This window comes from Bacteroidota bacterium, assembly GCA_018266835.1.
Taxonomy (GTDB): domain Bacteria; phylum Bacteroidota; class Ignavibacteria; order Tepidaquicellales; family Tepidaquicellaceae; genus JAFDZO01.
In genome coordinates this window covers 224,614-240,143 of record JAFDZP010000004.1, presented here as the reverse complement: position 1 = coordinate 240,143, position 15,530 = coordinate 224,614, and the positions used below count along the sequence as shown (strand labels likewise).

Here is a 15,530-nt window from a genome sequence, read left to right as displayed (position 1 = left end):
TAATATATCTTTGTAGATTTTTTTCTTTAATATTTTTTTTAGCTTTTCCAATTTCCACTGTATTTAAAAAACTTTCCGCTCTGCATAAAAAAGCAGAAAGTTAAAATGGTATTTATTTTTTCCAAAATTTTACCAGTTCCCCAGATAAATTTCTAAAGCATAGATGAGTGAAAGCGCTATGATTAACATTACACAGCATTTGATTATTTCCATTAAAACTTCATATGTTGTTAAATTTTTTGAAGCAAAATTTTTTAAGCGGAGCATTTTTAGAATAGGTTAGGTTTTTAAAATCTGCCCGTCCCCGATAAGGAGCAGGAACGGACAGCTTATGTAATTATCAGAGTGCTGTTCTTCTGATATTATAGAATGATTCACCCCAGACTAATTTCGTTCTGAAGTCGTTGTATTCAATTTCATACTGCAGGTTGCCGACTTTCTGTCCGCCTGCTCTCAGATAAGGATTGTTTCCTCTTGGATAAGGATACGGGTCGTTTACTCTTATCTTAAAACAAGTACCGCCTGTGGTATTGAGAGTGCCGTCTGCATAGCCAATGATTAATGCGACGTGCTCAGATACAGCCCGTACATTTCCTGACGGAGATATACCTGCAATGATTGGTCTGGATGCATCGATTTCAGTTTTTATCTGCGCTGTGGTTAACGCTCTTGCAAGGTAATCGACATCAAGCTGTGCTGCATTGTTCCATCTGAACTTTGAATATTTTGTTATCATGTCTCTCAATACTGCCTGACCGTTCGCACCGATTACACATGCTGCGCAATTGGCTGCACATGCAGGATAATAGAAGCTGATGATGCTGCACTGATAAGACACGTTGCGCGGAGCTGCTATTCCAAAATGAGTGAATACCATCTGACCGCATGTAAGCCAGCACCACATTTCAGTTCTTTGCTGCACTGCTGCAATGTTTAATGCAGTCCAGTCGCCTGCTGCTGTTACGCACTGTGGATTTCGGTAAACGATGAACTGGTAAGTTGCTACGCATCCGCCGTTATGAGTTACAACTGCAGTGTATCCGCCTTCAGGGAAGTTACCTCTTAATGTATAATTTCTTGTAACTGATGCTTGTCCTGTGGAATTATAAGTGAATGGTCCGTATTGAGTCTGGTTGTTTGCCTTTACAAATTTGACTGTATAAGAACCGTTCGGAACGTTGTTAAGCGTTAATCTCAATGTCTGAGTTCTGAAGTAATATGCAGTGCTGTCTGTTTCAGTTGTGAAATTTGCATCGCATGAAGCAACATTAAATGTAACTGTCTTGGGACATGTGTTAGCTGCGCCGAAGTAAAGCGTCATTGTATATGCGCCGGCTTTCAGTCCTGTTGCATTGTATACAAATATTGTAGCTGTGGTTTCATCATTCAGCGGATTTACGTTGGCAGAGAAATCAGTACCGTCCTGATGACGCAAGCCGATGCTGACCGGATTTTTTCTGAGCTTTATATAATACTCGCCGTCATCCATTCCGGCAGTTGCATTTGAAACTCTGCGTTCAACAATTATTGTGTTTACTTCCTGAACTGAAACTGCTATCTGACCTGACTTTGTGCATCCTGTAGTTGTATCAGTGGCAGAATAACTGTATGTACCAGGCTGCAATCCGGTGATAGAATCTCTTCCGGCAGTTACATTTCTTGAGTAGTTGTTTGGTCCTGTCCACGCCCATTTAAGAATAGGGAATGGAGAAACTGTAGCGCTTCTGAAATGTATCTTTCCTTCGCCGGCGCAGAATACTGTCGGCGCGCTTACATAAACGTTCGGTCCGCCTGTATCTGAGATAGTAACATTTCTTGTAACTGCACATCCTTTGCTGTCTGTAATTTTTACTGTGTAAGTTCCTGCCTTCAGTCCGGTTCTGATTGTACGTCCTCCTGTCTGAGGAACAACAGTTCCTCTCCATGAAGCAGTATCAGGAGCAGTTCTTTTTAATTCATAGTTATATGTGTTGCCTGATGCAGCGGTTCCGCCTGATAAAGAATTTATAACAACCGTACCTGTGCTTCCGCCGCAGGATGAATTAGTTGAAGTCGGATAAAACGAAATTGTGTAAACATAAACTCTGAATCTTGCTGAAGCTGTATCACCTTCTGCATCTGTTACCAGCACTGAATAATTTCCGTTTGCTATGTTTGATATTGTAGCGGAAGTCTGGGCAAATGGCACACTGCCAAGCTTCCATGCATAAGTATAAGGTGCAGTTCCGCCTGCTACGGTTAATGCAATGCTCGCTGCATTTTGTTCGCATCCGCTTATTGTTCCGGTTACACTTAAAGGATTAGGCGGAGGATTGTTATTATTAAATGCGAAACAAAATACATCGCTCTTACCGTCATTAGCCGTAACAGGATTTCCGAACTGGTTTGTTGCCCGTACCTGCCATGCAAACTTAATTGCAGTAGGATATAATTCAAACGAAGGGTCTGAGGGTGTGTATTGATAATTTGTTGTAGTTAAATCTTTATTGAGTATTATTGGATTAGTATTGATTGCATCGTATGGCTGCTGTCCCTGAAATACAGGAACAATTCTTAATCTGTATGAAACAGGAACACCCTGAGTGTATGCAGGAGTCCACAGGAACATAGGATATGTACCAACACCCTGTACATGCTGATACTCAATTCCGTTATATGGCTGAAGCAATGAAATCGGCTGAGGAATTATAACCTGAAAATATGCGCACTGGCTTCCTGTAAGAGTAATAAGCGTACCGGCAGGATCAAGAACATACAGACAAAATTCGTATTGGCCCTCGGGCAGACTGTTTGTAGTTGCAGCTGTATTATAAAAATCCGGATTGATATCTACAGTCGGAAAAGAAAAAATTGACTGCCCGGGAAATACATTCGCTCCCATATTAAATACCTGAGACGGAAGCATTCCGTCTTTAGTAGTAATTATGTTTACGCCTTTGGATAAGTCACGGATTTTGTATCCGATTCTTAAGTTTGTTAACGGCGCGCCCATGTTATTAAAAATAACAGTAACCAATGAAGGATTATCTCTCCATTGAGTTAACTCTGATGGCATTACGGCAGGGAGATTTACAATTACGTTTACCTGTGCTGAAGCAAGATTGTAAACGAATAAAAGTATCAGGAGAATTTTAGTAAACAGTTTCATAATCTTAGAGTTTAAAAATTATAATAATATTGTAATACTGCCTGTGTTTCTTTGTAATTTGTATTGAGGTCAGAATTAAATTCATTTCTTAAAATGTATAAGCTTACACTTCCGTATTTTTCTATTGTGTATGCAAAACTCAGTCTGAGATTTAACTGATTGTTATCTGCAATAGAGCTGAACAAAGAATAATTTGCCCCCAATGAAGTATTTAACTTTCTGTTGAAGAAAGCGTAACCTGTTGATACTCCAAGGGAAGTAAGTTTGAAATTGCCTGTACTGAACTCCGAGTTCTGATAGTTAACCGATGTTGAGAAATTCAAAGATGATATGAAAGCTAAGCTCCAGACTGCTGTTGCGGAGTGAGAGCTGCTTTTATTGTTGTAAGCAAAAATTATATTGTTGTCGTCAAACTTCTGGAATGAGTATGTGAAGAATAAATTATTGAATCCGCCAAGTCCCTGAAAATTAAATCTTGGTGTCACTGTGAAATAATTAAGCACGTTGTTAATTCTAGCAGTATCGCTTATTGCATTTGAACGGATTGAATAATTCATAAATGAAACATCTATGCCTGCATTCTGATTGTATTGGTAAGTTGCATTCATAGAACCGATGAATCTGCTTGTTGTTGCAGCGCGTGTATCTCTTACGTTGTTGTATCTTACTCCGAATGAGCTTCTTAAAATTAACTTATTGTTCATAAGTCTTACATTCGGTGCAAACTCAACTTCAAGCGCATCGCCCTGTATTTCTGTGATGCCTGTTGTAACAAAACCGGGACCGTACCATCTGCCTTTCAATGAAAAACTGTATTCAGGTTTTGGTATATAGCTTAAATTCAGAAACGTTCCGAAGTCAAATCTTGTGCTGTATTTTATATTGTAAAGCCAGTCAGGAAATCCTTCGACGGGATGCTCTTCAAATCTTGTGTCGCTTGTATATGCGCTTCCGCCAATCTCTCCGTTAACTTTAAATTTATCGTTGAAGAGCGGGAAGGCAAAATCGTAACTCATTACCATATTTTCAGTGGGAGCAAGCGGATAATTATAATCTCCGATTGATGCAACAATATCTTTTGCTTTGTACATATTGAAATCTACATGCGCTTCTTCGCTGCCTAAGCCAAGCTTAAATCCGAAACCTTCTCTTCTGAATCCGCCCAGGATATTATTTGCAGCATCGGGCTGAATTGCATCGCGGACGTTACCGTAAAAGAATGATGCGCGCAGCAATTTGTAACGTACATCAAAGCCGCCGCCCATTACTCCTGTTTCGCCGTAAGTCAGATCGGAGAGCTTTGCATTATAATATCCGCCGTGAAGAGTCAGCCAGTTTCCGATTTTTGGATTAATCCCTACACGGTTTATTGACTGCTGAAAAGTAGTCTGGTCTGTAGATATATAAGCGGAGAGCGGAATATCAACTTCATCTGCAAGTCTGATGTTTGTTGAAATGATTGCAGTTGAAAGTCCGTTAGGATATCTTTTATCAATACCTGAAGCTGAGTAATAGGAAGTTGAAAGATTGATGCTTCCGTTCAGGTTGATTAACGGAGTTGAGCTCTGGGAGTGAACCGAAATCAGGGGGACAATGAACAGGAAAATAAGTATGGCAGTTTTCATATTTGGTGTATTTAGATTCGCCAAAAACTAAATCTGTTACAAAAGTAATTTCGGTTTATTGATTTTCAAAAGAAAAATTCTGAATGTAATCAGACCAAAATCAGCGAAAAATATTTTGACGGTTCTCCTCTTTTCTTTAATTTTAATTAAATTTAAAGGAATATTGCGGAATTGTTTTTCCCAAAATCGGCAGGATATTAACGAAGATTAGTGTTTAAAGCTAAAGAAATAGTCAACAGAAGAATTTTTTACTGTCATATTCTTATCAAAAATTATAAGTTATTGCATGAAAAAAATTACTCTCATTATATTATTGTTAATAAGCAATTTTGCATTTTCTCAAAAGAAAATTGCAATAACCTTTGATGATTTGCCATCGCCCCATTTAAATATTGATGATTGCATTTATACCACTGACCATCTTTTAAAAATTTTAAAAGATAATAATATTAAGGTGACTGCTTTTGTAAATGAAGGCAAGACTGACGTTGACAGCAACACAGAGTTAAGAGTTGCCCAATTAAAAAAATGGCTGGCAGATGGTCATGATTTGGGTAACCACACTTATGCTCATTCAGATATAGGCAAAGTCGGTTTACAAAAATATGAAGAAGATGTGATTAAAGGTGAGCCGCTTGTAAAACAACTAATGGAAAATGCAGGGAAACAAATGATATATTATCGCCATCCGTTTTTATACACCGGCAAAACTGTTGAGCAGAAAGATTCTCTTGATAAGTTTTTAAAAGATAGAGGTTATATCGTTGCTCCGGTTACATTAGATAACAGTGACTGGATGTTTGCAGCATGTTATTTGCCTGCAGTGAAGAATAACGATAAAACTCTGCAGGATTCTATCGTTTCTTCCTATGTAAATTACATGGGAATGATGACAGATTTCTTTGAAGGAATTTCACAGGAATTTCTTGGAAGGCAGATACCGCAGGTATTGTTAGTCCATGCAAATATGCTAAATGCCGACCACTTCGATAAAATAATTGATATGTTTAAATCACGCGGGTATGAGTTTGTTTCCTTAGATGAAGCAATGACTGACCCTGCATACTCAATGCCGGACGGGCAAATGAAATGGGGACGCTCATGGCTTCACAGATGGATACTTGCACAGGGGAAGAAACCAAAACCCGATCCCGATGAACCACAGTGGATAATCGACCTCTCAAATAAAAAATATTAATTCAATCTATGTCTGTAAATTCTGATATCGTTAAAAATTTTTATGATGTTGTTATCAATCAGAAAAATCTTGATGCCATAGGAAGTTTTTTATCCAAGAATTTCATACATAATGGAGAATCGCGCGGACTTGAAGGTCAGAAGCAGATAATTCAGCGGAATTTTTTCAATGCCTTTCCTGATATTAAAGTTAACTGTGAATTTTTTGTAAATGAGAATGATTTAGTGACAGTTCATAATATATGGAGCGGAACTCATAAAGGAAATTTTCTGGGAGTTTCTCCAACAGGCAAACATGTTGAGTGGCGCGCTAACGCAATCTTACAAATTAAAGATGACAAGATAATTAAAGCATGGGACGAAAATGATTTCCTAAGTTTATTTATGCAGTTAGGAGAATTTCCGAAGATATGAAGTTACCGATCGAAATCTCATTACAGGATGCCCGCTTCTTAGCTCTTAAAAATCAGAAACTGCTGGAAAGAGACAATCATTATACAAAAAAAGATTTACACAAGATAATAGAAAAAATCGGATACGTTCAGATTGATACAATTTCAATAGTGGAGCGCGCGCATCATCATATTCTTTGGACTAGACTGCCTGTTTATAAAAAAACAATGCTTGATGAACTGATGAAAGAGAAGAAAGTATTTGAATACTGGAGCCACGCTGCTGCGTTTCTTCCTATGAAAGATTATAGATATTCGTTAAGAAGGAAAGAAAATTATAAAGAAAGATATAAAGCATGGTCTAAGAAAAATAAAAAGATAATCGATTTTGCAAGAGATAGAATCACTGCAGAAGGTCCGCTTCAATCAAAGGATTTTGAACATCCGCCCAGAGTAAAATCAGGATGGTGGGACTGGAAGCCTGCTAAAGAAGCGCTTGAGTATTTATTCCATGCAGGAGAATTAATGGTTGCTGAAAGAAAAAACTTTCAGAAAGTTTATGATTTAACTGAAAGAGTTCTTCCTAAGAAAATTGACACAACTGTTCCAACTTATGAAGAACATTGCCAGCATTTGATAATGAATACAGTTAATGCCAACGGCTTCGCGTCGCAGAAAGAAATGTTTTATTTAAGAGGCGGTGATTCAAAAATTCCGATGAGTGTGATAAACAGAATGATTGAAGAGAAGAAAATTTTACCTGTAAATATTTCAGGAATTACAAAAGAGTTAACAAATGAAAAATACTATACAACAAAAGAAAATTTAAAGCAGTTAAAGAATACTGAGTTTGAAAAAGATGTTCATATTTTATCTCCGTTCGATAATCTTGTTATACAGCGAAAGAGATTGAAAACACTTTTTAATTTTGATTATGTTATTGAATGCTACGTCCCCGCTCCCAAAAGAAAGTTCGGATATTATGTCCTTCCCATTGTTTACGGCGATAAATTCATAGGAAGATTAGATGCAAAAGCAGACAGGCAGAATGATTTATTCAAAATTATAAATCTCTGGTGGGAAAATAAAGCAAAGCCTGATAAAAATTTTAAAAAGATTTTTAAGAAAAGAATTGATGAACTGACAGCATTTTCAGGATGCGGAGAAAATAATCTTGATAAATTTATTAAATGAATAAAAACTATAAACAAATATTAACTCACGTTGCAAAATACATTCAGCTTACTAAAGATGAAGAGGAATATTTCTGTTCGCTCTTAAAATATAAAAAGCTGAAACGAAAACAGTTTCTTGTTGAGCAAGGCGAACCATGTCTTTATGATAACTATGTTGTTTCGGGATGCCTGCGTTCTTACTATACAGATAATGCAGGTACGGAGCATATTTCACAGTTTGCAATTGAGGACTGGTGGATATCAGACCCGTATGCATTTGTTACAGGTGAACCTGCTATCTTAAATGTAGATGCTCTTGAAGAATCAGAACTGCTGCAAATAGATAAGACTTCTTTAGAATTACTCTATGAAAAAATTCCAAAGTTTGAAAAACTCTTCCGTATACTTTTTCAGAAATCTTTTATATCTCTTCAGCAGCGAGTTGTTTCCAATCTAAGCAGGACGGCTAAGGAAAGATATTTAGATTTCATCAATAAATATCCTACACTTGAACAGCGCATCCCGCAAATTCAAATCGCATCTTACATAGGTGTCACACCAGAATTCCTCAGCAAAATGAAAAAAGAACTATAACTCTTATTCCACATTCTTAATCTACATTAAGAAAATTTCTTAATCTGCTTTATTTGTGATTTAAATCATTACGCATAATTTTGAAGCATCTATTAAATTAAACTTCAAAATTATGTTTAACAAACTTATCGAAACTGATTCAAAAGATTACATCTCATTAATCGTCCGTGTTGTTCTCGGACTTGTTATGCTTCCTCACGGAGCGCAAAAATTATTCGGCTGGTTTGGCGGCTATGGATATACGGGAACTATGGGTTACTTTACCGATACTGTCGGCATTCCATACATCATAGGCTTTCTTGTTATTCTTGGCGAAACACTTGGCGCTCTATTACTTATTTTTGGACTTACAGGTAGAATAAGCGGATTAAGTATTATTGCAAATATGCTTGGCGCTGCAATAATGGTTCATCTTCCGAATGGATTTTTTATGAACTGGTTCGGAAATCTTAAGGGAGAAGGATATGAATACCAGATTTTAGCAATTACACTTGCTCTTATAATTGTAATAAAAGGGAGCGGAATGTTTTCACTCGATGCCTTTCTTCAAACAAAAAACCCTTACAATACTCAGCTGAAAGCCGCTTAAAAAAAATCAGGGAGGAGCAATCCTCCCTAAACTTTTTACATAAACTTTTGTTACATTTTTCAGACCCATCTCACTTTAATAAATGTAAATTTATTAATCTAAAAATTTTGCTAAAAATTTCTGATAAACTAACAAAAGCTTATGTTCAGCGCGCTAATAAAAACAGACTCAAAAGATTATACACTTCTCATTTCAAGATTAGTTCTCGGCTTAGTAATGCTGCCTCACGGACTGCAGAAAACACTCGGCTTGTTTGGAGGGCACGGCTTCAATGATTCAATTAACGGACTCACATCAGGCGGCATACCATACATAGTTGCACTCTTAGTTATCCTCGGTGAAAGTATCGGCTCAACACTCTTAGTGCTGGGATTTTTAGGAAGAATATGGTCGTTCCTTACAATCTCAACAATGATTGGAGCAGTGATGACAGTTCACTTGCATAACGGATTTTTTATGAACTGGATGGGAAATCAGCCGGGTGAAGGATTTGAATATCATCTGCTTGCAATTGCATTGGGATTGGTTATTCTTATAAAAGGATGCGGAGCACTTTCGATTGATTCAATAATACAGAGACATCATATAGTTTCGAATCAGCAGGCTCCCACAGTAAAAGTTGCCTGAAATAGCGTCATCTATTTCTCCTTAAAAATGTTCCTCAATTTTGGTTGGGGAACATTGATTTTATTTTCATTGTTGTGTTCAGCATATATAATTTTTAATTGTATCATCAAGAAACTTTTTATTATGTATTTCAACGTGGTTCAATACGTCACTATTGTTTTGAATTAACTTAAGGTGACTACACATATCTTTTTCGACAACAATTATTTTACAATACGGTATATAGAAAATATGATGAAAGTCTCCTAAATCCGAATCCTTGGGAATACGACCTGCTAAATAATATTTTACAAATAAATACGAACAATACAATCTGATTCCTTTAAATAATGAAATATTTAATTTTGATCTAAGATTTTTAATAAAACCTGGATTGATATAAAACAAAATTTGTTCAGTAAGCTGTGTTTCAAACTTTTTTAATTGATTAAGTCCGTACTTTCCATCCTTGTTAGGTGAGAAATTTTTCTTAAAATTAATAATATTTTCACACATCTTGCTAATAAACTCTTTTTGGATTACTCCAGCTTCTCTTACTAATTTTAAACTATTAGTTACGATCCCGTTTGCATCCTTTTCAAACAACAAACTCTTCGTTTCAAAACATAGACTTCTCTTAGTAAGCTGTGCCGGATAACTTTCTATTTCTTGATCAATTATTTCCTGGTAATTTAAAAATGGTTTTGAAAATAATAAAACTCCTGTCAAATTCTTAAAAAGTCTATCCGCTTCGGATATTTCTATAAAGTTAATATTTGAAACCGCCAATAGTAATTTGTTATGCATGCAATACATAGCAAATTTATACCTGATATTTTCGTCGGATGAATCTGCATTTTTTGATATATAACTTAAAATACCTGTATCTAAATAGATATAATCTAAAAATGGAAGTTGTATATTCATACATTTTTTTCCTTCAGCTTCCTGAAAATCTTCTTCACATCCTCAACAGCTCGGTACATATCTTTTATTTTTATTTGCTCATCAGCGGTGTGTGCGACTAATATTGTTCCGGGTCCATAGAGTAATTTATTCGGGACATTTGTAAATGAGGGAGCATCAGTGCCATAGGCTACGATGCCGGTTTCAAATCCTTCGAGCCCGAGAAATTTTAGCGGACCTTTATTGAAAGGATATTCAAGCTCTGTATTCTCATCTTTAATGATCTCAAGTTTTTCTTTGTATGTATCGTGACTTGCGAATGTGGTGCGGATAAAAAGATTAAACGTAACAAGGTCAGGCACAACGTTCTGCGCGTTATCTGATCTCAGCCACCCGATATTGTAAGTAGTTTCTCCCATTACATCATCAACTGGAAATCCAATGTTATCAAGCCGGTCAAGAAATTTTCTCATTCTGTTAATTGCATTGTCACCAAACTGCGGATATCCCGAATGACAGTTCTTTCCCCGTATGGTTACCTTAATTAAGTTCGTTCCTTTTGATGCAAGTATAAGCTTGTTCTCAGTCGGCTCGCCGACAATTATATATTTCGTATTAGTAAGCAGATTGTTTGCCTGCTTTGCTCCGACAGAACCCGTTTCCTCTCCGAAAGTCATAAGCAATCCGAAATCTTTCTCTCCTTCTGCAATGAGCTCGTTCGTAGCCTGCCATAGATAAGCAAGCTGTCCCTTTGCATCACATGAGCCGCGGCCGTAAATAATCTCATCCGTAAAAGTCGGCGGGATGTATGGCGGGACAGTATCCGTGTGCGAGTTGAATACTATCTTCGGCTCGCCTAGCTTAAAAAATAAATTTACTCTTCCGTCGGGAGTGTCCTGAATATCACATGTCATTCCCTTTGGAGTATATTTCTCCGCTATGAAGAGTGCAATATCTTTTTCGGTGCCGGTAGTGGATTCAATTTTAAGAATGTCGGAAAGAAAGTTCAGCATTGTAAAATTTTTTGAGAAACTAAATATTACAATGCTGAACTAAAAGGCGAAAGTTATTCAGTTATCTGCCGAGACAGTAAACATTTCCCTCACTGCTGCTGAAAATTATTTCATTATCTGTAATTGCAGCCGTTGAGTAAATCGCTCCGCACTTATCCAGCGCTGCCTGAAATCCCTCATCATCTTTTACAATATCGATTATATTATCTCTGTAATCGTCATCCGGTTTGAAATAATTCAGATGATATTTATTGTAACCTTCGGTGGAGAACGTCCATTTTATTTTTCCGGTGTACAGATCAATGGCAAAGAATTTTCCTATGACGGTTCCTAAGTAACACATGTTCTGACTGAATGCGCAGTTTGCGAAGCACTGTGTTTTTAATTCTGTGCTCCATTTTGTTGTTTCATATGCGCGGTGAATGGCAAATAAATTTTTCGGGTCAGAAGTGGATAGATATATTATGCTGTCTCTGTCAGGCCGCCAGCTAACTTCAGTTGCCCATCCGGGAGTGAACTCCCTGTTCCATCTGCAGACACCTTTATCTTTATCTATTGCATATAAATTATAATCGCGCGCTGCTATGTAAACTGTTTTACCTATTGCATTGGGAGAAAACTGCACTTCTCCCTTCGGGAAAAAATTGTGCCCGACTGTTTTGAATTTCCATATTAAACTTCCGTCAGATAAATTCAATCCGTAAACGTTGCCGTCGAATGACCCGAAGTATATTTTATCGTCAAGTATTGCAGGAGTAGAATGCACTACATCTTCCGTGTGATAGCTCCAGACCTTGCTCCCATCCGAGACATTCACTGCATACATGTTCCCGTCTCCCATTCCGAAGTAAATTATATTGTTATGAACAACAGGTGATGACTGGTGGTAATCATTTATATCGTATTGCTTATCGGAAGCTTTAAAGGTCCAGATTACTTTCCCGTCTGATTTTTCCAGACAATATAAGTTTCCGTCGAAGCTGTTAAAGAATATTTTATTGTCGAGAATTGACACTGTAGAGCGTATTCCTCCGCCGGTTTTGAATTTCCATTTTTCCTTTCCTGATTTTAAATCAAGGACATATAAGCAGCTATCGAGACAGCCGACGTAAACTAAATTTCCTTCAATTACAGGTGTAGATATAAACGGCTGAGTGGATTTGAATTTCCATTTTACTATAGGAATAGTAGTGAAATCCTGAGGGTATGTCTGTGAAAATAAATGACTGCAGATAAGCAGTGAGAGTCCGATTAAAATATACCTGTAAATTTTTTCCATGCAATTTTCTAAATTTACATAAGCCCTTATGTATATTTCTAAACTAAACAATTATTTTTTAAATTTCAATAAATAGTATTTTGCATTATTATTGTGAATGAATATTTCAATAAACGATATTACAATCAGAACTGATTTAAAGGCAGGTGATATAGGCTACATTACATATCTGCACGGTATCTTTCATCACAATGAATGCGGGTACGGGCTGCAGTTTGAAGCATACGTTGCAGAGGGACTTACAGAGTTTTTCAAAAATTATAACCCCGATAAGGAAAGAATGTGGATATGCGAACACAACAATAAAATCATCGGCTCACTTTTATTAATGGATAGAGGTAACGATACTGCGCAGTTAAGATATTATATACTTGAACCGGAATACCGCGGCATAGGATTAGGAAGAAAGCTGATGGATTTCTTTATGGAATTCCTGAAAGAAAAAAATTACAGGCAGTGCTATCTCTGGACAACAAATGAACTAAAATCTGCAGCGGCACTCTATATTAAATACGGATTTGAACTCTCCGAAGAAAAAGAAACGGACGACTTCGGCAAACACGTTACCGAGCAGAGATATGATTTGTTTTTATAATTAACTGACCGGCTCCAGCTTAAAAAGCTTTCCTTCCCCAGGATTGAACCAGCCTAAATCTATACTTTCAATATTTCTTTTATCAAAGGTTGTCACAATTGTATTTGTCCCTAAATCTATTACTTTCCAGTTATTGTAATTATTCAATTTCCCTTTGCCGTATTTCAGTCTTACATATCTTCTTCCGTCAGGATTACCTGCAGTTACAGGCGAGCATCTTCTGTTAACTATCATAAAAAACTTTGCATCGCGCTCTGAAGGATTATTAAATACAGCAGCCTGTATATATCTTTTTTCAGGACACTCTGCAAATGTTCCTGCCGGAGCGCTGCCTTCAGAACAGCCCGTATTTTCCGGCCTGTAGGTTATCAGATCATTTATAAATGTTTCATCTCTTAAAGCATTTTTTTCACTCTGATAGATATAAGATTTCCCCGTATAATCAAAACTCATTATATACGGCTCCCACTTCAGCAGAAGCTCATTCATACTTTTATATTTTTCCCACTTCGGCTGGCCGTAACTGTTTATATATCTCGGCGACGGATAATTTGTTCCCGGCTCAGGAGGATTGCAAAGTCCGCGCGCATGTGTTTTGCTATCCTCGACATAGCCATACCAGAAATATAAAATTCCTTTTGCGCCGTAGCTTACTGCAAGCGCATTAGTCAGCTCTGCTTCTTCATTTGTAGGCTCTCTTAAAAAATGAGTAGGATATGACCAAAGATGCGCCTGGGGCATATAATAAAACGGTATCGAGCTCAGCCCGGAAATTTCCTGCGAGTGCTTCAGTATATATGTCAGCGATAAAGCATACCTGTTCATCTTTGTATCATCAAGATTCTGCTGCAGCCAGTCGTCATATGCATCGGGAGATAACGGATATCTTCCGAGCGTCAGCTTCGCTTCATCAAATTTATTGTCCTTTAATGTATAGGGAATTGTAGATTCCCTCGCTGCCGGCATTTTATAGAAGTGCTCTTTATCCCAGCCCTCAAAATTGTAGCATTGTGTTAGCACGCTTTTTATTCCGAGGTAGTCCACTAAATATTTTTTTATCTGCGCAGGAGTAAACGTGTAGCCCCAGTCTTCGAATCTGAACTGTTTGAACATATCATGATTATAATTGCACAGCAGCGAAAGCCTGTGCCCGGTAAGACTGTCAATCATGTGATTTACAAATTTCATCGAAGGCATATGGTTGAACGAAAACTCCTCAATATAAAAATCCCCCGTCTTATATCCTGTCTGAAGCGCGCTGTATGCAAGCTTTATTTCCCCTTCAAGCCAGTCAGTCAGTTTTTTTTCATGCATCGTCAGAAGCCTGTGGGCGGGAGTGTTTTCCACGCGCACATAATCTATCCACATATCGCAGTTATCATACCAGTAAACTTTAAAATCTACATAGGATTTTCCTCCGTAGTTTCCGTCGTTATTGAACCACAGCGGCTTATCCTTCTGACTTATAAATAAATTATTTGTATCGCCCTCCTGAAAATAATACTGCTCTTTATAATTTCCGTCATACAGCGAATCCTTTCCGCCCTTAAAATTTCTTACGCGCAGAATTTGTATAAGCGAGTCATTCCCTTTCATGTTCTTTATTACAACTTTACATACACGCCTTTCATAGTTCCCCGCATCATTTGCAAAAGATGCATCAATCCTTACTCTCGGCAAAATATACCAGTCGTAAAGCTGGTCACCGATATATGAATACGGCCAGAAGTTATTTGTCTGCTCTTCATTTGCCCTCAGTCCCTTTACTATATACTGCGCATTTGCGCCTGCTATAGGAGAGTGAAGACATTTCTTTACAATCTCACCGCCCCCATCATATGAGTTATCCTTTATATCAGTAAACCTAACACCGTCTGCCAGAGAAGTATCGTATGCATAAAAGCCGTAGTCATCTTCGGCATTTATTTTTTCGCACTGATAATCGCTTCTCTGCCCGAAGCACAGATACTGAATTTTCGACCTGTCAATAAAAGTATATAATCCGCTGTCCGAGTTCTGATGGATTTTATTGAATACATCCGATGCATAATCGGATACGGGAGCTTCAAATTTATCGCCCGGTATATCTATCCAGTTTTTGCCGAAATCATTTGCGTCGTTATAATTAAGAGTGGGATTTGTATACTTCTGCCAGAAGTTGAATTTCAGCTCGCTCCGTATATGGCTGTAATTTCTGTCCCATGCATCATCCAACGCGCCTATTAAAAATCTGTTATCTTCGCGCGGAGTGCTTTGACTATACTTCACGGCTCTGAACGGAATTTTATAAGATTCGTTACCGGATAAATTATTTTCCGCTCCCTTTAAAATAAATATTTTTGCAAAAGATAAAATCAGCAGCAATATTACAAAGGATATAATCAGTTTTTTCTTCATTTATAAATTTAACC

13 protein-coding genes are annotated in these 15,530 nt (G+C 37.4%); 7 read left to right on the top strand and 6 right to left on the bottom strand.

Going from position 1 to position 15,530, the window contains the following annotated elements; all coding sequences use genetic code 11:
• Window positions 1–340 precede the first annotated feature (340 nt).
• Both JST55_12140 and JST55_12135 read right to left on the bottom strand, forming a co-directional pair.
• Window positions 341–3,148, bottom strand: coding sequence for a hypothetical protein (locus tag JST55_12140; protein MBS1494257.1), 2,808 nt, complete (start codon window positions 3,146–3,148; stop codon window positions 341–343).
• A gap of 11 nt (window positions 3,149–3,159) precedes the next feature.
• Window positions 3,160–4,773, bottom strand: a complete 1,614-nt coding sequence (locus JST55_12135; protein MBS1494256.1) for a hypothetical protein — start codon at window positions 4,771–4,773, stop codon at window positions 3,160–3,162.
• A gap of 286 nt (window positions 4,774–5,059) precedes the next feature.
• On the opposite strand from JST55_12135, the gene JST55_12130 reads away from it, so the two are divergent.
• From JST55_12130 to JST55_12105, 6 genes are all read left to right on the top strand, one after another.
• The gene (locus tag JST55_12130; protein MBS1494255.1) at window positions 5,060–5,971 is read left to right on the top strand and encodes a polysaccharide deacetylase family protein; all 912 of its coding nucleotides are present in this window, start codon (window positions 5,060–5,062) and stop codon (window positions 5,969–5,971) included.
• An 8-nt stretch (window positions 5,972–5,979) separates the two neighbouring features.
• Complete coding sequence (locus JST55_12125) at window positions 5,980–6,384, top strand: ester cyclase (protein ID MBS1494254.1); 405 nt, start codon at window positions 5,980–5,982, stop codon at window positions 6,382–6,384.
• Window positions 6,381–7,556, top strand: a complete 1,176-nt coding sequence (locus JST55_12120) for a YcaQ family DNA glycosylase (GenBank protein ID MBS1494253.1) — start codon at window positions 6,381–6,383, stop codon at window positions 7,554–7,556. The genes JST55_12125 and JST55_12120 overlap by 4 nt, the downstream gene beginning before the upstream one ends.
• The gene (locus tag JST55_12115) at window positions 7,553–8,131 is read left to right on the top strand and encodes a Crp/Fnr family transcriptional regulator (GenBank protein MBS1494252.1); all 579 of its coding nucleotides are present in this window, start codon (window positions 7,553–7,555) and stop codon (window positions 8,129–8,131) included. Before JST55_12120 ends, JST55_12115 begins: the two co-directional genes overlap by 4 nt.
• 112 nt (window positions 8,132–8,243) lie before the next feature.
• Complete coding sequence (locus tag JST55_12110; protein ID MBS1494251.1) at window positions 8,244–8,720, top strand: DoxX family protein; 477 nt, start codon at window positions 8,244–8,246, stop codon at window positions 8,718–8,720.
• Window positions 8,721–8,861: 141 nt separating this feature from the next.
• A complete protein-coding gene (locus tag JST55_12105; protein ID MBS1494250.1) occupies window positions 8,862–9,347 on the top strand; it encodes a DoxX family protein in 486 nt (161 codons plus the stop codon).
• A 78-nt stretch (window positions 9,348–9,425) separates the two neighbouring features.
• Here JST55_12105 and JST55_12100 read toward each other — a convergent pair whose 3' ends face one another.
• The 3 genes from JST55_12100 to JST55_12090 form a co-directional block, all read right to left on the bottom strand.
• On the bottom strand, window positions 9,426–10,253 hold the full coding sequence (locus JST55_12100) for a hypothetical protein (protein ID MBS1494249.1): 828 nt from the start codon (window positions 10,251–10,253) through the stop codon (window positions 9,426–9,428).
• The gene (locus JST55_12095; protein MBS1494248.1) at window positions 10,250–11,245 is read right to left on the bottom strand and encodes a M20/M25/M40 family metallo-hydrolase; all 996 of its coding nucleotides are present in this window, start codon (window positions 11,243–11,245) and stop codon (window positions 10,250–10,252) included. Before JST55_12095 ends, JST55_12100 begins: the two co-directional genes overlap by 4 nt.
• A gap of 61 nt (window positions 11,246–11,306) precedes the next feature.
• Window positions 11,307–12,524 (bottom strand): PQQ-binding-like beta-propeller repeat protein, encoded by a 1,218-nt coding sequence (locus JST55_12090; protein ID MBS1494247.1) that lies wholly within the window; start codon window positions 12,522–12,524, stop codon window positions 11,307–11,309.
• Window positions 12,525–12,621: 97 nt separating this feature from the next.
• Between JST55_12090 and JST55_12085 the strand changes: the two genes are divergently transcribed.
• Window positions 12,622–13,119, top strand: coding sequence for a GNAT family N-acetyltransferase (locus JST55_12085; protein MBS1494246.1), 498 nt, complete (start codon window positions 12,622–12,624; stop codon window positions 13,117–13,119).
• On the opposite strand, the gene JST55_12080 is transcribed toward JST55_12085, so the two are convergent.
• Complete coding sequence (locus JST55_12080; GenBank protein ID MBS1494245.1) at window positions 13,120–15,516, bottom strand: hypothetical protein; 2,397 nt, start codon at window positions 15,514–15,516, stop codon at window positions 13,120–13,122. It abuts the gene before it with no gap.
• Window positions 15,517–15,530 lie beyond the last annotated feature (14 nt).